This is a genomic window from Nocardioides sp. Root682 (genome assembly GCF_001427795.1).
GTDB lineage: Bacteria > Actinomycetota > Actinomycetes > Propionibacteriales > Nocardioidaceae > Nocardioides.
In genome coordinates this window covers 1,209,224-1,231,268 of sequence record NZ_LMHJ01000001.1, presented here as the reverse complement: position 1 = coordinate 1,231,268, position 22,045 = coordinate 1,209,224, and the positions used below count along the sequence as shown (strand labels likewise).

Genomic DNA, 22,045 nt, shown 5'->3' with positions numbered 1-22,045 from the left:
TGACCCAGGGGTCACTCTCACCCACCCAACTCTGCGCTGGTGCCCCCGGCAGGAGTCGAACCCGCAACCTGAGAGGTAGAAGCTCCCTGCTCTATCCAGTTGAGCTACGGAGGCAGCGTTCCGAGGATATCGGTGCCCTCGGCGGTGTGAATCTCCACCGGCCGGAATATACCCCCATGGGGTATAGTTGTCCCCGTAACCACACGGAGAGGAACACCCATGAATCCCCGCAACGCCCTGGCCGCGAGCGCAACGCTGCACTGCCTCACCGGTTGCGCCATCGGCGAGATCGCCGGCCTGATGATCGGGACCGCCATCGGACTCTCGACCGGACAGACCATCGTGCTTGCCGTCGGCCTGGCCTTCGTCTTCGGCTACCTGCTGTCGTCCCTGCCGCTGGTGGGTGCCGGCATGCGGCTCGGCCAGGCGCTCCGACTGGTGCTCGCGGCTGACACGGTCTCGATCATCGTGATGGAGGTCGTCGACAACGCGGTGATGGCCGTGATCCCCGGGGCCATGGACTCCGGCCTGGTCGACCCGGTCTTCTGGCTCGCCATGATCCTTGCCCTGTCTGCGGCGTTCGTGGCCGCCTTCCCGGTCAACCGCCACCTCATCGACCGCGGCAAGGGCCACGCCCTGCACCACGTCCACCACGACCACGCCGACGACCACGCGGGCCACGAACAGCACGAGCACCACTCCGGATCGGAGCACCACTGATGAACGTCAACACCCTCGCGGCCGGCGTGATCGGCTTCCTGCTCGGCGGTCTCGTCGTGTCGACCGCGGCCTCGCTCGAGGACGACGACCCGTCGTCGCCGAGCCACGGCTCGGGTCACCAGGTCGTCAGCACCCGCTGATCAGGTGAGGGTCACGCCGGCTTGTGGGCGATGGCCGAGGCCACCGCGGTGTGCACCTCGGGGTGGAACACCGACGGCATGATGAAGCTCGCGTTGAGCTCGTCGTCATGGACGACGTGCGCGATCGCGTCCGCGGCACGCAGCATCATCTCGGTGGTGACCTCGGTGGCGCGGGCGTCCAGCAGGCCCCGGAACACGCCGGGGAAGGCGAGCACGTTGTTGATCTGGTTCGGGAAGTCGGAGCGTCCCGAGGCCACCACGGCGGCGTACTTCGCCGCCAGGGCGGGGTCGACCTCCGGGTCCGGGTTGGCGAGGGCGAAGACCACGGGGTCGGTCGCCATCGTCTGGATCCACTCGGCCTGGAGCACGCCGGGGGCGCTCACGCCGATGAAGACGTCGGCGCCCACGAGCACGTCCTGCAGGCCGCCGCGGCGGCTGTCGCGGTTGGTCAGGCCCGCCAGCTCGACGTGGGCCGGGGACAGCCCCTCGTCGCCGGTCACCAGGGCACCGGCGCGGTCCACGACCACGACGTCCTTCACGCCGGCAGCGATCAGCAGCTTCACGATCGCCGTACCGGCAGCTCCGGCGCCGGAGACCACGATGCGCGCGACGCCGATCTCCTTGCGCACCACGCGCAGGGCGTTGGTCAGGGCGGCGACCACGACGATCGCCGTACCGTGCTGGTCGTCGTGGAAGACCGGGATGTCGAGGCGCTCGCGGAGGCGGGCCTCGATCTCGAAGCACCGCGGTGCGGCGATGTCCTCGAGGTTGATGCCCCCGAAGCCGGGTGCGATCAGCTCGACCGCACGCACGATCTCGTCGGTGTCCTGGGTGTCCAGGCATATCGGCCATGCGTCGATGCCGCCGAACCGCTTGAAGAGGGCGGCCTTGCCCTCCATCACGGGGAGTGCGGCGCCGGGGCCGATGTTGCCCAGGCCGAGCACGGCGCTGCCGTCGGTCACGACGGCGACGGTGTTGCCCTTGATGGTGAGGCGGCGAAGGTCCGCGGGGTTCTCGGCGATCGCCATGCAGACCCGGCCCACGCCGGGGGTGTAGGCGAGCGAGAGGTCGTCGCGGGTCTTCAGCGGGACCTTCGAGCCGACCTCGATCTTGCCGCCGAGGTGGATCAGGAAGGTCCGGTCGGAGACCTTGTGCACCTCGACGCCCGGGACCCCCTTGACCGCCTCGGTGAGCTCACCGGCGTGCTCGGCGTCGGCTGCCGAGCAGGTGACGTCGACGGTGAGGCGCTGGTTGCTCGACTCGGCGACGTCGATCGCGGTGACGACTCCACCCGCCTCGGCGATCGCGGTGGCCACCCCGCCGACCACGCCGTGGTCGACCGTGGTGTGCAGACGCATGGTGATGGAGTACGAGGACGCGGTGGCAGTTCGCTTGGGCACGGGTCGAGTCTGGTCCCGGGTGGTGGTTACTCGGAAGTCCGTAAGGAAACTGTTCATTGTGGTCGGAGCGCTGGACAAGTGTCCAGTCAGTTGTCAAACTGCCCGGATGATGCCCGAGATCGCCTGCTACGGACTGGCCGGCCATGCCGAGTCCCCTCGTGAACTGCTCGACGAAGTACGACGTGCCGAAGGGCTCGGCATCGGGTCGGTGTTCCTGTCCGAGCGGTTCAACGTCAAGGACGCCGGGGTGCTCGCCGGTGCGGTTGCTGCCGCGACCGAGCAGATCGGCATCGCCACCGCGGCGACCAACCACAACACCCGGCACCCGCTGGTCACCGCGACGATGGCCACCTCGGTGCACCGGCTCAGCGGCGGCCGCTACGCGTTCGGTCTGGGCCGCGGCTTCGACCTGCTCTTCGACGTGATGGGCCTGCCCCGCGTCACTGGCGCCCAGATGGCCGACGCGATCTCGATCTACCGCCGCCTGTGGCACGGTGAGGGCTTCGGGCACTCAGGTCCTGCAGGTGACTACCCGTACCTCTCACAGGACTCGTCCTTCGACGAGGACATCCCGGTCCTGATGATGGCGATCGGGGACAACTCGTTGCGGCTCGCCGGGCAGGTCGCCGATGGCGTCGTGCTGCACACCTTCTTCACCGACGAGACCCTCGCCCGTGCCGTCGCCCTCGTCCGTACGGCGGCGGAGGAGGCCGGACGCGATCCGGCCGCCGTCCGGATCTGGTCGGTGCTCGCGACCGTCGAGGAGTCCATCCCCGAGGAGGTCCGGCTGCGCAAGCTGGTCGGGCGACTGGCCACCTACCTGCAGGGCTACGGCGAAGTGCTGGTCCGGGCCAACGGCTGGTCGCTCGCGGACCTCCAGGCGTTCCGGGACCATCCCCTGGTGCAGGGGTACGCCGGCGCGTTCGACGCCGTCGGCACCGTCGAGGAGCTCAGCCGGCTCCGGGACGAGGTGCTGCCAGCGGCCTGGCTCGAGGCAGCGGCGACTGGATGCGCCGCCCAGTGCGCCCGGCGCATCCAGGACCAGCTGGACGCCGGCGCCGACTCCGTCGTGCTCCACGGCGCGACACCCGCGGAGCTGTCCCCGGTCCTGTCGGCCTGGAGTGCCGTCCGGGACGCTGCCGCGCTCGACGACCTTCCCGTCAACCCCGGCTGGTCCGCCGCCGCGGCGCGAGCGCTCCGATGAGCGGGACCGTCCCCCTCGTCGCCGACGTCGCGGACCTGACGGCGCCGTGGCTCAGTGCGGCGCTCGGCGCTCGCGTGGACGCGGTGACGGCGGCGCCGGTCGGGACCGGTCAGATCGGCACCTGTTACCGATTGACACTCACCGGTGACCCTTCGTTGCCGCGCACCGTCCTCGCGAAGCTGCCGGCGATCGATCCCGCCGCGCGGGCCATGCTCGCCAACCCCTACCGCACGGAGGTGCGGTTCTACGACGAGATCGCCGGCACCGTGGCGGTCCGGGTCCCGCGCACCCATCACGCCGCGATGGCCGCCGAGGGCGGTGACTTCGTGCTCCTCCTCGAGGACCTCGCGCCGGCCGAGCAGGGCGACCAGATCGGCGGCTGCACCGTCGAGCAGGCCACCGATGCCGTGGTCAACCTGGCCGGCCTCCACGGGCCGCGCTGGTGCGACCCGGCCCTCCTCGACATCGAGGGTCTGGCCCTCAACGGACCTGAGGACGCCGCCCTGATGGCCGAGCTCTTCGGGCCCGCCGTCGAGCTGTTCCTCGCGAACCTCAGCGACCTGCTCAGCGCCGAGGACGCCGCCACGGTGCGCTCGATCGTGCCCGTCATCGAGCGGTGGGCCCTGGCCCGGACCGAGCGCTTCGGGCTGGTGCACGGCGACTACCGCCTGGACAACCTGCTGTTCCCGCCCGACGGGGGACCGGGCGTGGTCGCCGTCGACTGGCAGACCCTGAGCCTCGCCCTTCCGGCCCGCGATCTCGCGTACGTCATCGCCACCAGCCTCGACCCGGAGCCGCGCCAGGCCGCCGAGGAGGCGCTGGTGGGCGCCTACCACCAGGCGTTGCTGGGGTACGGCGTGACGTCGTACTCCCTCGAGAACTGCTGGGACGACTACCGCTTCGCCCTGTTGCAGGGCCCGCTGGTCTGCGTGTTCGGCCAGGCGTACGGCGCCCGCACCGAGCGCGGCGACCGGATGTTCGCGGTGATGACTGCGCGCTGCTGTGCGGCGATCCGGGACCTGGGGACCCTCGCGCTGGTCGGCCCCTAGAGTCTGCGTCATGTGGGAGTTCGAGGAGATGACCAGCGAGGAGGTCGCCCTGCTACGCCGCAGGTACGAGCCGCTCACCGACTCCATCCGGGACCTCATCGACGCCGCGCTCCGGACCGATGCGGGTGACGAGGTCGTGCAGCGGGCCACGACGGCCCTGGACGAGGTGACGGCCAGCCTGCGGAACCATCAGCGCACCGGGACCCTCGGCATGAACCTCACTCCCGACGGAGAGAGCGTGCCGTGGGGGAACCTCGGCAACGGACTCCGCAACCCCCTCGCGCCCCCGCTGGTCGTCGAGTACGACGGCCCGCTCGCCGCGCACATCGATGTCGACCTCGGCGCCGCCTATGAAGGTCCGCCCGGTCACGTCCACGGCGGCTACTGCGCACTCGTGCTCGATCACCTGCTGGGAGAGGTGGCCAGTGGCGGCAGCATCGAGACCGTGGCCGCCACGGGGACGATCAGCCTCCGCTACCAGCGCCCCACGCGCCTGGGCCGGTTGCGCGTCGAGGCCAGCGTCCAGAAGACCGAAGGTCGCAAGATCTTCATGGCAGGCAGCATCGCGGACGCGGACGGGACGACCGTCACGGCCGAGGGCCTGTTCATCGCGTTGCGCCAGTAGGCAGCGAGTCTCCTCAGCCGCGCAGCGAGCCCATCCACTCCTCGATCGCGTCCGGGGTGCGGGGGAGTGCGGCGGACAGGTTGTGCACGCCGTCGGCGGTCACCACGACGTCGTCCTCGATCCGGATGCCGATGCCGCGCAGCTCCTCGGGCACGAGCAGGTCGTCGGCCTGGAAGTACAGGCCGGGCTCGACCGTGAGCACCATGCCCTCGACCAGGTCGGCGTCGCGATAGGCCTCGGGGGCGGCGTGCCCGCAGTCGTGGACGTCCATGCCGAGCATGTGACTGGTGCCGTGGAGCGTCCAGCGCGAGTAGACCTTCGAGTCGGGGGAGAGGGCCTCGTCCACGGACACGGGCAGCAGGCCGAGGTCGCCCAGGCCATGGGCGAGGACGACCATCGCGGCGTCGTGGCCGGCGAGGAACTTCGCGCCAGGCTTGAGCGCTGCGATCGCCGCCTCCTGCGCCTGGAACACCAGCGAGTAGAGGTCGCGCTGCAGCGACGAGAAGGTGCCGGACACGGGGATCGTGCGAGTGACGTCGGCGGTGTAGAGGTTCGCGCCCTCGACACCCATGTCGAGCAGCACCAGCTGGCCGGGGACCATCGGTCCGGAGTTCTCGATCCAGTGCAGCGTCGTCGCGTGGGGTCCGCAGGCGACGATCGAGTCGTAGCCGAGGTCGTTGCCCATCGTGCGGGCCCGGCGGAAGAAGGTGCCCTCGAGCCAGCGCTCGCCGTGCTGCAGGACCTGGTCCCACTCGCGCACGCAGTCCTCGAACCCGAGCGTCGTCGCGTCCACGGCGGCCTGGAGCTCGGCGAGCTCCCAGCCGTCCTTGACCAGGCGCATCTCGGAGACCACCCGGGCCAGCTCGGCGTCGCGCCCTTCGTCGCCCGCCACCAGCGCATCGACGTCCGGGGCGACGTTGCGGTGCACCCGCGTCTTGGCGCCACCGGCGGCGACGTCAGCGGCCAGGTCGTTGACGTGGCGGACCGGCACCCCGAGCGCAGCGGCCAGCTCCTCGGCCGATGGCCGCTTGCCGGCCCACAGGGCGCCGTACTGGCGGTCCCGGAAGAACTCGTCGCTGTCGCGGCCCGAACGCGGGCGGGCGTACAGGACCGCCTCGCCGTCCGGCTCGATCACGAGGGTGGCGTCCGAGGTCTGGTTGCCCGAGAAGTACGCATGCGCGGTGTCCGCGCGGAAGCGGTAGTCGGTGTCGTAGGCCCGCACCTTGTACCCGCCGCCCGGCAGCACCAGGCGTTCGCCGGGGAACGCCTCGGCCAGGCGGGTACGACGTTCGGCAGCCGGATCCGCGACTGCCTGGCGCGGCACGGTGTCGCCGCGATCGTCCCAACCGGTCCTCATGAAGGCGAGGTACGCCTCCGGGACTGCGGGGTCGTGCTGTTCGGTCTTGAGCTGGGGGGTGTCGTCACTCACCCCTCCCACTGTACGCCGCGATCAGGGCCGCAGGACGTGCTCCCGATAGGCTGCAGCCCATGTCCACAGCCCCTCGCAACAGTGTTGCCTTCACGGTCGTCGTGACCGTGGCGGTCGCTGCGGGGGCGTTGCTGACGCTCGTCGTGCTCGCCCTGTCCGGTGCTCCGGGCACCACGCTGCTCGCCACCGGGCTCGCTGCGGTCCCCGTGGGGCCGGTGCTCGCGGCGTACCTGTGGCTGGACCGCTACGAGCCCGAACCCAAGGCCCTGCTGGCCGCCGGCCTCGCCTGGGGTGCCTTCGTGGCGACCATGGCCGCCGTGGTCGTCCAAGGCCTTGGCGGGCTCCTGGTCGGCTTCACCGACAACTTCGCGCTGGCCGTCGCTGCGCCCGTCGTCGAGGAAGCGAGCAAGGGCCTGTTCCTGGTGCTGCTCCTGTGGTGGCGCCGGGCCGAGATCGACGGCATCCTCGACGGCATCGTCTACGCCGGGCTGGTCGGCGTGGGCTTCGCCTTCACCGAGAACATCCTGTACCTCGCCGCGGCCTACAACGGCGCTGACGGCATGGGCCCGGGCGGCGTCGAGGCGGTGAGCGGGACCTTCGTGCTGCGCTGCATCTTCAGTCCGTTCGCGCACCCTCTGTTCACGGCCTTCACCGGGATCGGCATCGGTGTCGCGGTGACCTCGCGCAACAAGTCGGTGCGCTGGCTCGCGCCGCTCGGTGGGTACGCGCTCGCCGTACTCGCCCACGGGCTGTGGAACGGCTCGACCGTCTTCGGCTTCGGCAGCTTCCTCGTGGTCTACCTCGTGATCATGGCGCCGGCCTTCATCGGCCTGGTCGCGCTGGCCTGGTGGGCCCGGGAGACCGAGGCGACGGTCCTGCGCGCCGCGCTCACCGATGCCGCCAACCGTGGGCTGCTCCCCGCCACCGACATCGGCTGGGTGGTCAACCTGCGAGCCCGCCGCGAGGCCCGCCAGCACGCGCGCCGCAACGGCGGTCCCGATGCGGAGCGTGCCATGCGCGACTACCAGCAGGCGGCGATCGAGCTGGGCTTCCTGCATCACCGACTTCTCCGAGGCACCGCACCCGCCGACTGGCAGCTGCGCGGACAGGACTTCCTCGGCCGTATCCAGGCCGCCCGGCCCCGGATCGCATTTCCCGGACAGGTGGTACCCCAGCGATGACCCCCGGACACCAGGCCCTGACCGGTGCCGACTTCAACGACGACGGCCTCAGCGCCCGCATGCTCACCGAAGTGGTGCGGCTGAACGGCGCGTTGAAGGCTGCCCCGTTGCCCCTCGACCTGCCCGGGGTCAGCGCCCTGCGTGTCGGGCGCGAGCAGGTCATCGACCAGCTCGAGGACTACGTCATCCCGCGCCTCGCCGAGGTCGAGGCGCCCCTGCTCGTCGTCGTCGGCGGCTCCACCGGTGCCGGCAAGTCCACCCTCGTCAACACCATCGTCGGCCACAAGGTGACCACGCCCGGCCTGCTGCGCCCCACGACCCGTTCGCCCGTCCTGGTGCACCACCCCGACGACGTCCGCTGGTTCGGCGTCGATCGCCTCCTGCCGGACCTGGCCCGGGTCCTCGACGCGACCAATGACCAGAACGCGATCCAGCTGGTGGCCAGCCCGCAGGTGCCGCGCGGGTTGGCGATCCTCGACGCCCCCGATGTCGACTCGGTCGACGAGCGCAACCGCGAGCTCGCCACGCAGCTGCTCGCGGCTGCCGACCTGTGGCTCTTCGTGACGTCCGCGGCGCGGTACTCCGACCAGGTCCCGTGGGACCACCTGAAGATCGCCGTCGAGCGCAACACCGCTGTGGCGCTGGTCCTGAGCCGCACGCCGGCCGACGACGTCGCCACGGTGTCGGTGCACCTCGCCCGGATGATGGCCGCCCGCGGCCTCAAGGACAGCCCGCTGTTCACGGTCGCCCACGGCACGGTCAGCGACGAAGGGTTGCTCCCGACGTCGTACGCCTCGGAGATCCGTGGCTGGCTCGATGCGCTGGCGGCCGACGCGTCCGGCCGACGTGAGCTCGTCAGCCAGACCATCGCCGGCGCCGTCCGCACCGTCACGCGCAAGGCCTTCCCGATCGCCGACGCCGCGGCGCTCCAGGTGGACGCGATCGCCGAGCTGCTGGTCATCGCCGACAAGGTGTACGACGACGCGCAGGCCGAGCTCGCCACCGCCACCGCCGACGGGACGCTGCTGCGCGGTGACCTGTTGGCGCGTTGGCAGGAGTTCGTCGGCAGCGGCGAGCTGGTGCGCAGTCTCGAAGCCAAGGTTGGTTTCGTTCGCGAGCGCCTGGTCAACGCGATCAAGGGCAAGCCGCAGCAGGCCGAACGGGTCGCCGTGGCGATCGAGATGGCTCTCGAAGCAGCGGTCGCCGACCACGCCGAGCGCGCGGCCGGCATCGCGTCCGATGCCTGGCGCGAGAAGGAGTACGGCGACGCCCTGCTCGCCGCAACGGCCGACGACCTGACTCGTGCGGGTCGGGCGCTGCGTTCGCGCACCGAGCAGGAGGTCCGCGGCTGGCACGAGGAGCTCCAGGAGTTCGTGCGCCACGAGGCCGGCGACGCCCGCCACAGTGCCCGGTTCCTTGCCCTCGGCGTGCACGGCCTCGCGGTGACGCTCGGTGTCGTGGCCCTCGCCGGCCCGGCGCCGCGCGGCCAGTCCGCCGAAGCGGTTCGCCTCGGACAGACGCTGCTCGAGACCGTCCTGGGTCGCGATGCGACCGACCGGATCATCAACCAGGCCCGGGGCACGCTCGCCCGGCGGATGTCGACCTTGATGGGCGCCGAGCGCGCCCGCTACCTTGCGCCCGCGGCGCAGTGGGAGCTCAAGCCCGATGCACCCCACCAGTTGCGCCAGGCGGCGCGACGCGTGGACGACCTGCGGTTCGCCGCGGCCAAGAAGGGAACCGGTGAACACCTGTGACGGATGCGCTCGAGGAGGCAACGCCGCAGCTCGGTGACCTGGCCACTCGTGGAACCGCGATCGGCGCCCGGGTCTCCGGTCTCGGCGACGCTGTCGTGGCCGCGCGCGGCCACGTACCCGACGAGGTGCTCGACGCCGTCGCCGTTGCCACCGACCGGGCCACCGCGCGACTGCGGCTGTCCGCGCGTCACACGGTCGTGGCGATTGCCGGCGCGACCGGCTCTGGCAAGTCGTCGACGTACAACGCGCTGACCGGCCTGGAGCTCTCCTCGGTGGGCATCCGCCGCCCCACCACCTCGTGGGCGACCGCCGTCGTGTGGGGGAGCGAGGGCGCGGAGGAGCTGCTGGAGCACCTCGGGATCCCGCCGCGGCACCAGACGATGCGTGACTCCATGCTCGACAGCACGCACGACCATGCGCTCGACGGTGTCGTCCTGCTCGACCTTCCCGACCACGACTCGACCGAGGTCTCCCACCACCTCGAGGTCGACCGGCTCCTGGCCGTCGCGGACCTGATGGTGTGGATCCTCGACCCGCAGAAGTACGCCGACGCTGCGGTGCACGATCGCTACTTCAAGCCGATGGTCACGCATCAGGACGTCATCCTGGTCGCCCTGAACCACATCGACACGGTCCCCGAGAACCTGCGCCAGTCGATGGTCGACGACGTCCGGCGGCTGCTCGCCGCCGACGGTCTGCCGAACGTCCAGGTGCTCCCGATCTCGGCGAAGGCCGGCATCGGCATGGCCGAGCTGCGTGCGGAGATCCAGCGACGCGTGGCCGACAAGCGCAGCACGACCGCGCGCGTCGAGGCCGACGTCGTCGCAGCTGCCGCCCGGCTCGAGTCCGTGGGCGGGACGACCCCCGCCGTCGCGCTGCCCGTGAACCGGGTGCGTGACCTCGAGGAGGTCGTGGCCGACTCAGCCGGCGTCTCGTCCGTCGTCGACACCATCGAGCGCACCCTGGGTGCCTCGGCGAAGCGCGCCGTCACGTGGCCGCCGCTCGCCCTGCTGAACCGCCGTGACCCCGACGTCGAGGCGCTCGACAGCGCTCCGCGGATCGCTCCGCTCGATCGCGCGGCGGTCGACACCGCCGTCCGCGGCCTGGCTGACGAGCTCAGTGACGGGGTCGGTACGGCGTGGGCGCGCCAGGTGCGCGCTGCCGGGACTGGCCGGCTCGCCGAGCTCGATGACCGCCTGAACCACGAGCTGGGCCGGGTGCCGCTGGGTGGCCGTCTCCCGTTCTGGGTCGGCGTCGTCCGTCTCCTGCACTGGTTGCTCTTGATCGCTGCGGTCGCCGGGCTGGCCTGGTGGGGCGTTGCCGCGGTCCAGGGCACGATCGAGGACCTGCCCGAGGCCGCGGGCCTGCCGCTGCCGCCCCTGGTCGGCGGTGGCGCGCTGGTGCTCGGCCTGCTGCTGGCGATCGCGGGACGCATCCTGGTCAAGGGTCTGGCGCGGGCCCGCGCGGAGGCGGCCGACGAGCGCCTGCGCGCGGTGGTGCACGGGGTGCTCGACACCGAGGTCGTCCAGCCGGTCAGCGCCGAGCTGGTGTCCTACGCGGCGTTCCGCCGGGGAGTCGACACCGCCAAGGCGTGAATCCGGTCGTGCGATGCACGACCGCAGCGGTCCCACGAGTACCGCGCCTTGCCATTTGTCGTCCCCAGACCCGGTTCGAGACCGCGGTTGTGCACAGGTACCCGCGACGCCGGTGACGTGCGTCGGCGATCCGCAGTGAACTCTCCCGTGACCGGTCACGCAGGTGCCCGGCACCGAGCGAGAGGGCAGTCAGATGGCGAACGAAACGATGGTCACGATCCAGGGCTGGATCGCGAACGCCCCGATGGTGCGCGACGTCGGTGGAGTTCCGGTGCTGAACTTCCGCGTGGGCTGCACCCCGCGGCACTTCAACAGGGCCACGGGGGCGTGGGTCGACAGCGAGACCCAGTGGTACGGCGTGAGCGCGTGGCGGCGGCTCGCCGCGCACGGCGCCAAGTCGTTGAGCCAGGGTGACCCGGTCGTCATCCACGGTCGCCTCAACCACCGGACCTACGTCAACAAGAACGGCCTCGAGGCCGTCGCCGTGGAGATCGAGGCGTTCACCATCGGCCACGACCTGAGCCGCGGGATCGCATCGTTCGTGAAGGCCCCGCCGCAGGCTCCGGCCCAGGCTCCGGCCCAGGCCCCGGCTGAGCCCTGGGTCGCTCCGGAGGCGCCCCACGCCGCGGCCTGATCGGGCCCGACCCCGGCCTCGGCCGGCGGTCGGGCGCTGCGTAGCCTTGGGGCATGGCGGAATACGTGCTCGCACTGCGCAATGTGCGGAAGGCCCACGGCGACAAGGTCGTCCTCGACAACGTGACGTTGTCCTTCCTGCACGGCGCCAAGATCGGCGTCGTCGGACCCAACGGCATGGGCAAGTCGTCGTTGCTCAAGCTGATGGCGGGTCTCGACCAGCCCAACAACGGCGACATCGTTCGCGACCCCGACGCCACGGTCGGCATGCTCCAGCAGGAGCCGCCGTTGACCGAGGGCAAGACGGTGCTGGAGAACGTCGAGGAGGCCGTCGCCGAGCTCAAGGGCAAGATGAAGCGCCTCGAGGACGCCTACATGGAGATGGGCGACCCCGACGCCGATCAGGACGCCCTCATGACCGAGACCGGCGACCTGCAGACCGAGCTCGACAACGCGAACGCGTGGGACATCGACAGCCGTCTCGAGCAGGCCATGGACGCACTGCGCTGCCCGCCGTCCGACTCGCTGGTCGACACCCTGTCCGGTGGTGAGCGCCGTCGCGTCGCCCTGTGCAAGCTGCTCCTCCAGCAGCCGGACCTGCTGCTCCTCGACGAGCCCACCAACCACCTCGACGCCGAGTCGGTGCAGTGGCTCGAGGGCCACCTGAAGTCGTACCCGGGCGCCGTCCTCGCCGTGACCCACGACCGGTACTTCCTCGACAACGTCGCACAGTGGATCGCCGAGGTCGACCGCGGCCAGATCCACGGCTACGAGGGCAACTACTCGACGTACCTCGAGACCAAGAAGGATCGGCTCAAGGTCGAGGGCGCGAAGGATGCCAAGCGCGCGAAGATGCTGGAGAAGGAGCTCGAGTGGGTCCGCTCCAACGCCAAGGCCCGCCAGACGAAGTCGAAGTCGCGTCTCGCGCGCTACGAGGAGCTCGCCAACGAGGCTGACAAGGCCCGCAAGATCGACGCGGCCGACATCAACATCCCGCCCGGCCCGCGCCTGGGCGATGTCGTCCTGGAAGCCAAGAAGCTCACCAAGGGCTTCGAGGACCGGGTCCTGTGGGACAACATCTCCTTCACCCTTCCGCGCGCCGGCATCGTCGGTGTCGTCGGCCCGAACGGTGTCGGCAAGACCACCCTGTTCCGGATGATCACCGGTGGCGAGGAGCCCGACTCCGGCGTCCTCACCGTGGGCCAGACGGTCAAGATCTCGTACGTCGACCAGAGCCGTGGCGGCATCGACCCGAAGAAGAACGTCTGGGAGGTCGTGTCCGACGGCCTGGACTTCATCAAGGTCGCGAACTTCGAGATGAACAGCCGCGCCTACGTCGCGTCGTTCGGCTTCAAGGGTCCGGACCAGCAGAAGAAGGCCGGGGTGCTCTCCGGTGGTGAGCGCAACCGTCTCAACCTCGCGCTGACGCTCAAGCAGGGCGGCAACATGCTGCTCCTCGACGAGCCCACCAACGACCTCGACGTCGAGACCCTGTCGGCCCTCGAGGACGCCCTGCTCGACTTCCCGGGCTGCGCGGTCGTCACCTCGCACGACCGGTGGTTCCTCGACCGCGTCGCCACCCACATCCTCGCCTGGGAAGGCACCGAGGACAGCGAGGGCGAGTGGTTCTGGTTCGAGGGCAACTTCCAGTCCTACGAGGACAACAAGATCGAGCGCCTCGGCGTGGAGGCGGCCCGTCCGCACCGCGTCACGCACCGCCGCCTGACCCGCGACTGAGCTGAATGGTGCGAGCGCGTCTTCGCTGACAAGCGAGGCAGCAAGCTGCCCGTCGAACAGCTCTCGACGCGCTGCCGTGCGCGGCTCAGCGCAGCTCGCGCTCCGGGTGGTCGGCGATCAGGCGATCGCACACGGCGTCCATGACGCGGCCGAGCGCGGCCAGGTCGGCCGGCTCCACCAGGTCGACGAGGGACTGGCGCACGGTTTCGACGTGGCTCGGCGCTGCGGTCTCGAGCATCCGGGCGCCGGCCTCAGTCAGCGCACAGGTGACGCCGCGGCCGTCCTCGGGGGACTCGGCTCGTACGACGAGGCCCGAGACCTCCATCCGCTTGACGGTGTGGGTGACCCGGCTCCGGCTGTGCGCGAGGGACGCTGCCAGCTTCGCCATCCGCAGCTGACCGCCTGCTTCGGACAGGCGGACGAGGATCTCGTACTCGACGGAAGCCAGGCCGTGGTCGCGGCGCAGGTCCTCGTCGAGACGGTCGAGCAGCAGGGTGGTGCCGAGCAGGAACGAACGCCAGGCCCGTTGTTGTTCGTCATCGAGCCAGCGAGGTTCGTTGACGGAGTTCGCCATGCCGTTTTCGTGCGCCGTCACCCGCGTCAGTGTAGGTCGTACGAAGCCGCACCCGGTGGTGGCTGGCCACCACCGGGTGTCGCGCCATCGATCAGATGCGCTCGAGGATCATGGCCATGCCCTGGCCGCCACCGACGCACATGGTGATCAGGCCGGTGGTCTTGTCGTGCCAGTCCAGCGAGTTGAGCATGGTGTTCTGCAGGCGGGCACCCGTCATGCCGAAGGGGTGGCCCACGGCGATCGCGCCGCCGTTGACGTTCAGCTTCTCCATCGGGATCCCGAGGTCCTCGGCGGAGGGCAGCACCTGGGCGGCGAAGGCCTCGTTGATCTCGGCGAGGTCGATGTCGTCGATCGTCATGCCGGCGTGCTTGAGGGCGTTGCGGGTCGCCTCGACGGGGCCCAGGCCCATGATCTCGGGGGAGAGGCCGGAGACCCCGGTCGACACGATGCGGGCCAGCGGCGTGAGGCCGAGCTCGACTGCCTTGGTGTCGGACATGATCACGACCGCAGCGGCGCCGTCGTTGAGCGCGCAACAGTTGCCCGCCGTGACCACGCCGTCGGGGCGGAACACCGGCTGCAGGCCGGACAGTGCCTCGTAGGTGACGCCGGCCCGGGGGCCGTCGTCCGCCGACACGACGGTGCCGTCGGCGAGGGTGACCGGGGTGATCTCGCGAGCCCAGAAGCCGTCGGCGATGGCCTTCTCGGCGAGGTTCTGCGAGCGCACGCCGAAGGCGTCCAGGTCCTCGCGCTTGAGTCCACGCAGGCGTGCGACGTTCTCGGCGGTCTGGCCCATGGCGATGTAGACGTCGGGGAGCAGGCCGTCCTCGCGCGGGTCGTGCCAGTCCTTGCCGCCCTGGGCGTACTCCTCGGTGCGCAGCTGGCCGTCAGCGAAGAGCGGGTTCTTGGTGTTCGGGATGTGGTCGGACGTGCCGAACTGGAACCGCGAGACGGTCTCGACGCCGGCGGAGATGAAGACGTCGCCCTCGCCCGCCTTGATCGCGTGGAAGGCCATCCGCGAGGTCTGCACCGAGGAGGAGCAGTAGCGGGTGATCGTCGCGCCCGGGATCTCGTAGCCCATGAGCGAGGTGACGATCCGGGCCATGTTGTTGCCGGCCTCGCCGCCGGGCAGGCCGCAGCCGAGGTAGAAGTCATCGACCTCGTTCGGGTTCAGCGCCGGGATCTTGTCGAGTGCCGCCTGGGCGATCAGCGCGGTCAGGTCGTCGGGACGGAAGTCCTTGAGGGAGCCCTTGTTGGCCCGTCCGATCGGGGTACGAGCAGCAGAAACAATGACGGCCTCGGGCATGAACACTCCTGGGTAACGGGTGAAGACGGATCGGGCACAGCGTAGTGGGAACCAGAATAGAACCTGTTCTATTCGTGGCGGACGCCACGTCCCATCTCGTCCGGCAGGATCCTCGCGGCTCGGCGTCCGGACGCCGTGGAACCATGCTCGGGTGCGTCATCGTTACGAGTGCCCGCTGCGCTGGGCCGACCTCGACCTCCTCGGCCACATCAACAACGTGCGCTTCGTCGACTACCTCCAGGAGGCCCGGGGTGCCCTGCTGCGCGCGTGCCTGCACGCAGCCGGCGTGGAACGCCACGAGAGCGACGGATACGTCGTGGTCCGGCACGAGGTGTCCTTCGTGGCTCCTCTCCTGCTCGGCGGTGCAACGGTCTTCATCGACTCCTGGGTGACCGGGATCCACGGCGCCACCTTCACCCTCGACCACGAGATCTACCGCGAGAGCGCCGACGGCGATCGCACGGTCTTCCTGCGCGCCCGCACGGTGATGGCGCCGTTCGTCCTGGCGACCGGTGCCCCGCGGCGGATCTCCGACCAGGAGCGGGCCGCCCTGGCGCCGTACGCCGAGAGCGGCGAGCGCTCCCGTGCCGTCCAGGTGTCGGTGCCGCGTGAGCACGCGGTGCACTATCCCGTGCAGGTCCGCTTCTCCGACCTCGACATCTATCGCCACGTCAACAACGTCCTGTACTTCGAGTACTTCCAGGAGGCGCGGATCGCGCTGTTCCGCAAGCTCAAGGACGCACTCTCCGAGTATCCGCGGATCAACGTCGTGGTCGCACGGACCGATCTGGAGTACGTCGCCCCGATCACGTTGCGCGCCGAGCCGTACGACTGCTGGTCGATCGTGACCGCCATGGGCGGCAAGTCCATGACGCTCGAGGCCGAGATCGTCGACGGCTCGACCTCGGGTGCGCGCGGTGGCGTGCTGGCCCGTTCGCGCTGTGTGCTGGTGTTCTTCGATCCCGTCACGCAGCGCTCGGTGGTCCCGCCGCCCGGCTACCGCGAGGCGATCGTCGAGGCGTTGGGTGGTCCGCTGAAGGACTCCTTCACGAACCCGTCGGCAGCTGGGTGAAGTCGGGCTGGCGACCCTCGGCGAAGGCCGCCAACGCCTCCAGGTTGGCGGGTCCGCCCATCAGCTCGGCGAAGGCTGCGTTCTCGCGGTCCCGCGCGGCACGGATCGCTTCGCGGTGCGGCTCGGTCATCGTTCGTTTCACCGCGATGAGTGACGAGATCGGCCGCGTGGCCAGGACCTCGGCGTGCTGTCGGGCCACGGGCAGCAGGTCCGCGGGTTCACAGACGCGCAGGACCAGGCCCATCGCCTGAGCCTCCTCGGGACTGATCCACTCGGCCGACATCAGGACCCAGGCGGCGTTCTGTCGCCCCACCAGTGCCGGGAAGAGGTACGACGACGCGGCCTCCGGTGCGACGCCGAGCGAGGTGAAGGGGCACTTCAGGCGAGCTTCGGTCGACATGAACGCCAGGTCGGCGAAGCCCAGGATCGTGGCGCCGATGCCCAGCCCCAGTCCGTTGACCGCCACGACGAGCGGCTTGGGGAAGTCGACCAGCGCGTCCAGCAGGCCGACGAACCCGTGCTTGCCGCGCGGGAAGTCCGGGTCGGTGGCGATCCGGTGCATCTCGAGCAGGTCGGTGCCGGCGCTGAAGGCCCGGCCGTTGCCGGTGATCAGCACCACCGCGACGGAGGGGTCCTCGGCCGCCTCGAGCAGCGCATCCGCCGTGGCGTCGTACAGCTCCTCATTGAAGGCGTTGAGGGCTTCAGGGCGGTCCAGGAGAAGGGTGCGGACCCGATTCGCGTCGGACACGGTGAGCGTCATGCCACCCAGAATAGAACGCGTTCTAGTTGGTGATGGCAGAACGCAGCCGTTTGAGCCCGCGGTGCCGTGCCACGCGGACGGCGACGGCCGTCATGCCGAGGGCGGATGCGGTCGCCGCGACATCCATGTCCAGGACCTCCAGGCACGCGACGACGTCGCGTTCCCGCGGGGGCAGCCCGGCCAGCGCCTGACGGACCCACTCGTCGGCGATCAGGGAGCTCTCGGGGCTCGGGTGTTCCCCGTTGGTGGAGGCGGTCAGCGCTCCGAGTCCGCGGGTGCGGGTGCCGGTCCGGCGCCAGGCGTTCGCGCCGTGGTTGCGCGCGATCCCGAACAGCCAGCCACCGAAGTCCGAGGTGCCGCCGTTGAAGTCGGCGATCCGTTCGGCCGCCACGAGCCAGGTTGCGGCGGCGAGGTCCTCGGGTGCTTCGCTGCCCGTCGCGGTGCGAGCCTCGAGCCAGAGCAACAGTCGACCCGCGTGCGCGCCATACAGATCGCGCCATGCTGCCGCGTCACCGCTCTTGGCAGCGGCGACGATTTCGTCGTCGGCGCGCACGGACGTTTCCCACCCCTGTCGGCCAGCTCCTCAGCCCGAGGGAATCTCCCGAACCTTCACCGCCATTGTCGCGCCTTCCGCCCTGCGGCGGAGGCAAATGGAACGGTCAGTTTTACTTTCGTGATGCTCGGGCCTGCTCGAGGCGCTGGACCCTCGAGACCTTGTTCTTCGCCTTGCTCTTGCCCTTGCCGACCTTGGACCTGCCCTTGCCGGTCGCCTTGCCGGCGGACGTGTCGGTGCGGGAGCTGGCTGCGGCGGGGTCGTCGCCGCGCGCCAGGGCAGTCGCGGAAGAGGGTGTGCCCGGAAGCCCCGGGGACACGGGGCTTCCGGGCGAGATGGATACGTCGCGCTGTGGGGTAGCGACGTCTCCGTGACTCGGCGGGCCGGAGGGCTCCTGGTGGGACGGGGCGTCGGCAGGGGAAAGTGGGGTTTCCATGCCGTTGCCTCCCGCCCACGTCGCCGCCGCGATCACGGCAACAGAAGCCGTCGCGACGATCATGCGGAGTCCAGCCGACCGAGCCGTTCGGTGGCCGGCCGCACGTGAGCTCGCGCTCAGGTCGGCCAGCATTCCGAGGAACACCAGGTCCGGCTCGAGCGTCGGTGGGACGACGCGGAGCTGTTCGGATCGGTGCTGACTCGTCATTTCCTGCTCTTCGGGGTGGTGTTGTTGGCGATCGGGTCCTGCGTTCTCCGTCAACCCCCACCCGGGAAGGGGGCTGCCTTCACCCTGAACATGTAGGCAGGGCAGCGAAGTGTTACGCGGGCTCAGCGGTTTCTTCGGTGACCGCCCGGTTGCGCAGGCGGCGCAGGCCCCGGTGGTGGGCGACACGGACGGCGACCGCACTGATGTCGAGCGCTGTGGCTGTCGATGTCACGTCCATGTCAAGCACCTCCCGGCAGGTCACCACGTCACGTTCGCGTTCCGGAAGGGTGAACAGGAGTCGGCGCGCCCAGTCGGTGTTGCTCGAGGCGCTCTCGGGCCCCGGTTCGCTGGCGGGGGCGCCGTCTCCGAGAGAGAGCTGGTCACGCCGGGCGGCGCGTCGCCGGGCGTTGGCGGCCAGGTTGCGGGCGATGCCGAAGAGCCACCCGGCGAAGTCGTCGCTGGTGCCGTGGAAGCCGGCGATCTTCTCGGCGGCGACCAACCAGGCCGACGAGGCGATGTCTTCGGGGCTCTCCTCGCCCGAGCTGCGAGTCCGGAGCCAGAGCAACAGACGAGAGGCGTGAGCCCGGTAGAGCTCACGCCACGCATCAGAGTCGCCCTGCTTGGCTGCGGCGACGACCTCGTCGTCTGTCGTCACCGCCCCTGCGTCACCAGAACTTCCTGCGGCCGGGGGGTGCGGGACGACCTGGTGCTGGTCGAACCTCTGGGAACGGTCACGGTCGGAACATGACTGAGTCCCGGCGGAAGGGAGGTCGCCGGGACGTCAGGAAGCTTGGGGAGGCCGGGCAGCTCGGGCAGGTCGGGCAGCCGGGTCGTGACGGCGACACCGGGCGGCACTCCTTCGGGGACACCGGGTGCGCCGTTCGTGGCCGACCCGCCCGCGGTCGGGAGGGCGGTCGGCGGGCTTCCGACCTGGGCGCCACCTGCTGGCGAGGACTGCTCGCCAGCAGGTGGCGTCGGGGCGTCCGAAAGTGGGGTTCGGACGCCACCAGGTGTTGGGTCGGTCGGCTGTTGCGTCACCTGCTCCTCAGGGCGAAACGGAGATTCCGTTCCGGGCAGGGCACCCGCTGCCCACGAGGTTGCACCAACCGCGATCGCACCCCCCAGCACAATCGCGAGTCGGGCGCCAGCCGACCGACCCGGTCGCGCAGCGGGAGCTGTTGAGCTTGCGCTCAACTGCGTCAGCTGCGCGAGCAGTACCGGGTCCGGGTCGACGGGGCGCAGCTCAGCGCTCAGCGTGTCGATCCAGTCCGGCCGGGTCATCGTTCCTCTTTCGAGTGTCGTCGCCGTGGCCCGCGGGGAGCGGGACACGGACGAGGAACAGGGAAGTCCCTCGTGCTGTACCTGTCATGGGTGGCAGTCGCCGTTACATGGTGGCAGGAAATATCTTTCAGGCGGTCGTGTTGACCATGAAGTTCGCCGCATGGGTGACGTAGTCCCAGAACCGCGCGTCCTGCTCCGGGGTGAGGTCGGCGCTGTCGAGCGCGGCCCGGAAGTGGCCGAGCCACCGGTCCCGGGCGTCCAGGTCCACGGCGAAGGGAGCGTGCCGCATCCGCAGCCGCGGGTGGCCCCGTTGTTCGGAGTACGTCGTCGGGCCGCCCCAGTACTGGACCAGGAAGTGCAGGAAGCGCTCCTCGGCCGGGCCAAGGTCAGCATCGGGATACATCGGGCGAAGTACGACGTCCTGGGCGACTCCTTCGTAGAACTTCGCCACGATCCCGCGGATCGTCTCGAAGCCGCCGATCTCGTCGTAGAAGGTCGGGGCGTCACTCATCGCGGATCACGCTGTCCATCATCGCCGGTCATCATCCCTCGTCCCCTGCGGCTGCAGGAGCGGCGTCCGGTGCGCTGTCCGGTGCGACGGCGTCGCGGCGGTCCTGCCGGTGCCACACGACCCGCTGCGCGAAGGGGATCTCGATGCCCTCGTGGTCAAAACGGGCCTTGATCCGCTGCCGGAGCTCGCGAGCCACCGCCCACTGCTCCAGGGGCGCCGTCTTCACCATCACGCGGATGGTCACCGAGTCCGCGGCGAGCATCTCGACGCCGGTCACCTCGGGCTCCTCGATGATCACGTGGCGGAAGTCGTCGTCCTGCCAGAGGTCGTGGGCCACGTCGCGCAGCACCCGCTGGACGCTGGACAGGTCCTCGCCGTACCCGACGGACACGTCGACCACCGCGCGCGACCAGTTCTGGCTCTTGTTGCCCACCCGCAGGATCGCGCCGTTGGGGACGTACCAGACGGTGCCGTTGATGTCCCGGAGCCGGGTCATCCGCAGCGTGACGGCCTCGACGGTGCCGTTGGCCTCGCCCACGTCCACGACGTCCCCGACGCCGTACTGGTCCTCGATGAAGATGAAGATGCCGGCCAGGAAGTCGCGGACCAGTGACTGGGCACCGAAGCCGAGCGCGATCCCGAGGATCCCCGCGCTGGCGATGATCGGCGCGATGGCGACCCCGATCTCGCTGAGCACCATCGTCCCGATGATCGCCACCACGATGAACGTGACGATGCTCTTCAGCACGCCCGACATGGTCGCGGCGCGCTGCTTGCGCCGCGCGGAGACGGCACCCTCCACCCGCTCGGGCAGGACCCCGCGCTCGGCCCGGCTGGCGATCCGGTCGACCATCCGGTGCAGCAGCCAGCGGGTGACCAGGCCGAACAGGATCAGCCCCACGATGGCGAGCGGCACGCCGATCAGGACGTCCGACCAGTCGGCCAGCCGGGAGTTCCCGGTCCAGTCGTAGGTCAGCTCGCAGACCTGCTCGCCGTCGGCACAGGGACTCGCCACGAGGGGAGTGATCAGGGGGACAACGGACAGCGTGGACGCCGACATGGGGCCAGTGTCCCAAAGCGACCTGAGGCTCTTGGTGACACCACCCCGCCATGGACGCCCATCTGCCGATATCCTCCTCCCGTGACCAGCACTGTTCTTCGACGTGTCCTCGCTCTGTGCTCCCTCGTCGGCGCGAGCGCGCTGCTCGTTGTCGTGTCGGCAGGCACCGCCTCCGCCGACACCCCGGAGCCGCGCCCCGGCAGCTGGGAGCCGAAGCCCGACATCGACGTGCTGCACGCGTTCCTCGTGCTCGGCGGCATCCCCCTGCTCGCGTTCGTCGTCATCACCCTGCTGTTCGTGGCGCCTGCGCTCGCCCGTGGCGAGGACCTGAGCATCGACGCGCTCGTGCCGGAGAACCAGTGGCTGGGCGGGCCGCGCAAGGCGGCCGGTGAGCTGGCCGCGCCGGACTCCGACAACTCGAAGGCCGGCGGCGCTGGCGGGACCTGGTAGTCCGACATGAACAGCAACGGATCCCTGAGCGAGGCCGAGCGCGCCACGCTGGACGTCACCATCCGTCACGCCGAGCAGGCGTGCCGGGCCGAGATCTCGGTGTTCGTCGGGTCCGCCACCGGTGACCCGCGCGCCTTCGCCACGAGCCTGCACAACACGCTCGTGCTGCCCGCCCGCAGCGTCCTGATCATGGTCGACACCGCCCGCAAGGCGGTCGAGATCGTGACCGGCGGTCATGTTCGCGAGCGGCTCACCGACGACGAGTCGGCGCAGGCCGTCACCGCGATGACCGAGCTCTTTGCGGCGGGCGACCTCGCCGGCGGCCTCAACCGCGGGATCGAGCTCCTGGGCGAGTTCGCCCGCGACTGAGC

Annotated in this window: 23 protein-coding genes and 1 tRNA gene; 13 read left to right on the top strand and 11 right to left on the bottom strand. The window is 70.3% G+C overall.

Annotated elements, in window-relative coordinates:
* Positions 1 to 37: 37 nt before the first annotated feature.
* A tRNA-Arg gene (locus ASD84_RS05710) sits at positions 38 to 114 on the bottom strand.
* 105 nt (positions 115 to 219) lie between these two features.
* Here ASD84_RS05710 and ASD84_RS05705 point away from each other — a divergent pair.
* Together ASD84_RS05705 and ASD84_RS25430 are read left to right on the top strand one after the other, a co-directional pair.
* Positions 220 to 720: a DUF4396 domain-containing protein gene (locus ASD84_RS05705; RefSeq protein ID WP_200954437.1), complete on the top strand. Its 501-nt coding sequence runs from the start codon at positions 220 to 222 to the stop codon at positions 718 to 720.
* Positions 720 to 860 (top strand): hypothetical protein, encoded by a 141-nt coding sequence (locus tag ASD84_RS25430; RefSeq protein WP_200954435.1) that lies wholly within the window; start codon positions 720 to 722, stop codon positions 858 to 860. Before ASD84_RS05705 ends, ASD84_RS25430 begins: the two co-directional genes overlap by 1 nt.
* Before the next feature lie 11 nt (positions 861 to 871).
* Here the strand turns inward: ASD84_RS25430 and ASD84_RS05700 are convergent, their stop codons facing one another.
* Positions 872 to 2,218, bottom strand: coding sequence for an NAD-dependent malic enzyme (locus tag ASD84_RS05700; protein ID WP_056710710.1), 1,347 nt, complete (start codon positions 2,216 to 2,218; stop codon positions 872 to 874).
* A gap of 148 nt (positions 2,219 to 2,366) precedes the next feature.
* On the opposite strand from ASD84_RS05700, the gene ASD84_RS05695 reads away from it, so the two are divergent.
* The 3 genes from ASD84_RS05695 to ASD84_RS05685 are packed head-to-tail and all read left to right on the top strand — an operon-like array spanning position 2,367 to position 5,138.
* Positions 2,367 to 3,464, top strand: a complete 1,098-nt coding sequence (locus tag ASD84_RS05695) for a TIGR03857 family LLM class F420-dependent oxidoreductase (protein ID WP_056707590.1) — start codon at positions 2,367 to 2,369, stop codon at positions 3,462 to 3,464.
* Positions 3,461 to 4,513: a phosphotransferase family protein gene (locus ASD84_RS05690; protein ID WP_056707587.1), complete on the top strand. Its 1,053-nt coding sequence runs from the start codon at positions 3,461 to 3,463 to the stop codon at positions 4,511 to 4,513. The genes ASD84_RS05695 and ASD84_RS05690 overlap by 4 nt, the downstream gene beginning before the upstream one ends.
* A gap of 10 nt (positions 4,514 to 4,523) precedes the next feature.
* A complete protein-coding gene (locus tag ASD84_RS05685) occupies positions 4,524 to 5,138 on the top strand; it encodes a PaaI family thioesterase (protein ID WP_056707585.1) in 615 nt (204 codons plus the stop codon).
* 13 nt (positions 5,139 to 5,151) lie between these two features.
* On the opposite strand, the gene ASD84_RS05680 is transcribed toward ASD84_RS05685, so the two are convergent.
* Positions 5,152 to 6,567, bottom strand: coding sequence for an aminopeptidase P family protein (locus ASD84_RS05680; protein ID WP_235530988.1), 1,416 nt, complete (start codon positions 6,565 to 6,567; stop codon positions 5,152 to 5,154).
* A 59-nt stretch (positions 6,568 to 6,626) separates the two neighbouring features.
* On the opposite strand from ASD84_RS05680, the gene ASD84_RS05675 reads away from it, so the two are divergent.
* The 5 genes from ASD84_RS05675 to ettA all read left to right on the top strand — a co-directional run bounded on the left by ASD84_RS05675 (position 6,627) and on the right by ettA (position 13,467).
* Positions 6,627 to 7,748 (top strand): PrsW family intramembrane metalloprotease, encoded by a 1,122-nt coding sequence (locus ASD84_RS05675; protein WP_056707580.1) that lies wholly within the window; start codon positions 6,627 to 6,629, stop codon positions 7,746 to 7,748.
* The gene (locus ASD84_RS05670) at positions 7,745 to 9,502 is read left to right on the top strand and encodes a dynamin family protein (protein ID WP_082573178.1); all 1,758 of its coding nucleotides are present in this window, start codon (positions 7,745 to 7,747) and stop codon (positions 9,500 to 9,502) included. The genes ASD84_RS05675 and ASD84_RS05670 overlap by 4 nt, the downstream gene beginning before the upstream one ends.
* Positions 9,499 to 11,097: a GTPase gene (locus ASD84_RS05665; RefSeq protein WP_235530987.1), complete on the top strand. Its 1,599-nt coding sequence runs from the start codon at positions 9,499 to 9,501 to the stop codon at positions 11,095 to 11,097. The genes ASD84_RS05670 and ASD84_RS05665 overlap by 4 nt, the downstream gene beginning before the upstream one ends.
* A gap of 193 nt (positions 11,098 to 11,290) precedes the next feature.
* A complete protein-coding gene (locus tag ASD84_RS05660) occupies positions 11,291 to 11,731 on the top strand; it encodes a single-stranded DNA-binding protein (RefSeq protein WP_056707578.1) in 441 nt (146 codons plus the stop codon).
* Positions 11,732 to 11,784: 53 nt separating this feature from the next.
* Positions 11,785 to 13,467, top strand: a complete 1,683-nt coding sequence (ettA, locus tag ASD84_RS05655; protein WP_056707575.1) for an energy-dependent translational throttle protein EttA — start codon at positions 11,785 to 11,787, stop codon at positions 13,465 to 13,467.
* Between the two features lie 85 nt (positions 13,468 to 13,552).
* Here ettA and ASD84_RS05650 read toward each other — a convergent pair whose 3' ends face one another.
* Both ASD84_RS05650 and ASD84_RS05645 read right to left on the bottom strand, forming a co-directional pair.
* Positions 13,553 to 14,062, bottom strand: a complete 510-nt coding sequence (locus tag ASD84_RS05650; protein ID WP_321164014.1) for a MarR family winged helix-turn-helix transcriptional regulator — start codon at positions 14,060 to 14,062, stop codon at positions 13,553 to 13,555.
* Between the two features lie 70 nt (positions 14,063 to 14,132).
* Entirely contained in the window at positions 14,133 to 15,344 is a 1,212-nt protein-coding gene (locus ASD84_RS05645) for an acetyl-CoA C-acetyltransferase (RefSeq protein WP_056707568.1), read from the bottom strand.
* Positions 15,345 to 15,495: 151 nt separating this feature from the next.
* Between ASD84_RS05645 and ASD84_RS05640 the strand changes: the two genes are divergently transcribed.
* Positions 15,496 to 16,416, top strand: coding sequence for an acyl-CoA thioesterase (locus tag ASD84_RS05640; RefSeq protein ID WP_056707565.1), 921 nt, complete (start codon positions 15,496 to 15,498; stop codon positions 16,414 to 16,416).
* On the opposite strand, the gene ASD84_RS05635 is transcribed toward ASD84_RS05640, so the two are convergent.
* The 6 genes from ASD84_RS05635 to ASD84_RS05610 all read right to left on the bottom strand — a co-directional run bounded on the left by ASD84_RS05635 (position 16,391) and on the right by ASD84_RS05610 (position 21,224).
* Positions 16,391 to 17,176 carry an enoyl-CoA hydratase/isomerase family protein gene (locus ASD84_RS05635; RefSeq protein WP_056707562.1) on the bottom strand — a complete coding sequence of 262 codons (786 nt, stop codon included), beginning with the start codon at positions 17,174 to 17,176 and terminating at the stop codon, positions 16,391 to 16,393. The two genes, ASD84_RS05640 and ASD84_RS05635, sit on opposite strands and share 26 nt — an antisense overlap.
* 22 nt (positions 17,177 to 17,198) lie before the next feature.
* A complete protein-coding gene (locus ASD84_RS05630) occupies positions 17,199 to 17,729 on the bottom strand; it encodes an RNA polymerase sigma factor (protein WP_056707559.1) in 531 nt (176 codons plus the stop codon).
* Positions 17,730 to 17,841: 112 nt separating this feature from the next.
* Complete coding sequence (locus ASD84_RS05625; protein WP_056707558.1) at positions 17,842 to 18,372, bottom strand: hypothetical protein; 531 nt, start codon at positions 18,370 to 18,372, stop codon at positions 17,842 to 17,844.
* 112 nt (positions 18,373 to 18,484) lie between these two features.
* Positions 18,485 to 19,027, bottom strand: a complete 543-nt coding sequence (locus ASD84_RS05620; protein WP_056707555.1) for an RNA polymerase sigma factor — start codon at positions 19,025 to 19,027, stop codon at positions 18,485 to 18,487.
* Positions 19,028 to 19,780: 753 nt separating this feature from the next.
* Positions 19,781 to 20,164, bottom strand: coding sequence for a globin (locus ASD84_RS05615; protein ID WP_056707553.1), 384 nt, complete (start codon positions 20,162 to 20,164; stop codon positions 19,781 to 19,783).
* 31 nt (positions 20,165 to 20,195) lie between these two features.
* A complete protein-coding gene (locus ASD84_RS05610) occupies positions 20,196 to 21,224 on the bottom strand; it encodes a mechanosensitive ion channel family protein (RefSeq protein WP_082573177.1) in 1,029 nt (342 codons plus the stop codon).
* Between the two features lie 81 nt (positions 21,225 to 21,305).
* On the opposite strand from ASD84_RS05610, the gene ASD84_RS05605 reads away from it, so the two are divergent.
* Entirely contained in the window at positions 21,306 to 21,674 is a 369-nt protein-coding gene (locus tag ASD84_RS05605; RefSeq protein ID WP_056707549.1) for a hypothetical protein, read from the top strand.
* Between the two features lie 6 nt (positions 21,675 to 21,680).
* Positions 21,681 to 22,043: a DUF5130 family protein gene (locus ASD84_RS05600; protein ID WP_056707546.1), complete on the top strand. Its 363-nt coding sequence runs from the start codon at positions 21,681 to 21,683 to the stop codon at positions 22,041 to 22,043.
* The last annotated feature ends 2 nt before the right edge of the window (positions 22,044 to 22,045 follow it).

Excerpts from the sequence above, each read along its gene's own strand:
- ASD84_RS05705 (WP_200954437.1), top strand. The coding sequence starts at position 220 with ATGAATCCCCGCAACGCCCTGGCCGCGAGCGCAACGCTGCACTGCCTC.
- ASD84_RS25430 (WP_200954435.1), top strand. The coding sequence starts at position 720 with ATGAACGTCAACACCCTCGCGGCCGGCGTGATCGGCTTCCTGCTCGGC.
- ASD84_RS05700 (WP_056710710.1), bottom strand. The coding sequence starts at position 2,218 with ATGCGTCTGCACACCACGGTCGACCACGGCGTGGTCGGCGGGGTGGCC.
- ASD84_RS05695 (WP_056707590.1), top strand. The coding sequence starts at position 2,367 with ATGATGCCCGAGATCGCCTGCTACGGACTGGCCGGCCATGCCGAGTCC.
- ASD84_RS05690 (WP_056707587.1), top strand. The coding sequence starts at position 3,461 with ATGAGCGGGACCGTCCCCCTCGTCGCCGACGTCGCGGACCTGACGGCG.
- ASD84_RS05685 (WP_056707585.1), top strand. The coding sequence starts at position 4,524 with ATGTGGGAGTTCGAGGAGATGACCAGCGAGGAGGTCGCCCTGCTACGC.
- ASD84_RS05675 (WP_056707580.1), top strand. The coding sequence starts at position 6,627 with ATGTCCACAGCCCCTCGCAACAGTGTTGCCTTCACGGTCGTCGTGACC.
- ASD84_RS05670 (WP_082573178.1), top strand. The coding sequence starts at position 7,745 with ATGACCCCCGGACACCAGGCCCTGACCGGTGCCGACTTCAACGACGAC.
- ASD84_RS05660 (WP_056707578.1), top strand. The coding sequence starts at position 11,291 with ATGGCGAACGAAACGATGGTCACGATCCAGGGCTGGATCGCGAACGCC.
- ettA (WP_056707575.1), top strand. The coding sequence starts at position 11,785 with ATGGCGGAATACGTGCTCGCACTGCGCAATGTGCGGAAGGCCCACGGC.
- ASD84_RS05645 (WP_056707568.1), bottom strand. The coding sequence starts at position 15,344 with ATGCCCGAGGCCGTCATTGTTTCTGCTGCTCGTACCCCGATCGGACGG.
- ASD84_RS05635 (WP_056707562.1), bottom strand. The coding sequence starts at position 17,176 with ATGACGCTCACCGTGTCCGACGCGAATCGGGTCCGCACCCTTCTCCTG.
- ASD84_RS05625 (WP_056707558.1), bottom strand. The coding sequence starts at position 18,372 with ATGACGAGTCAGCACCGATCCGAACAGCTCCGCGTCGTCCCACCGACG.
- ASD84_RS05615 (WP_056707553.1), bottom strand. The coding sequence starts at position 20,164 with ATGAGTGACGCCCCGACCTTCTACGACGAGATCGGCGGCTTCGAGACG.
- ASD84_RS05610 (WP_082573177.1), bottom strand. The coding sequence starts at position 21,224 with ATGTCGGCGTCCACGCTGTCCGTTGTCCCCCTGATCACTCCCCTCGTG.
- ASD84_RS05600 (WP_056707546.1), top strand. The coding sequence starts at position 21,681 with ATGAACAGCAACGGATCCCTGAGCGAGGCCGAGCGCGCCACGCTGGAC.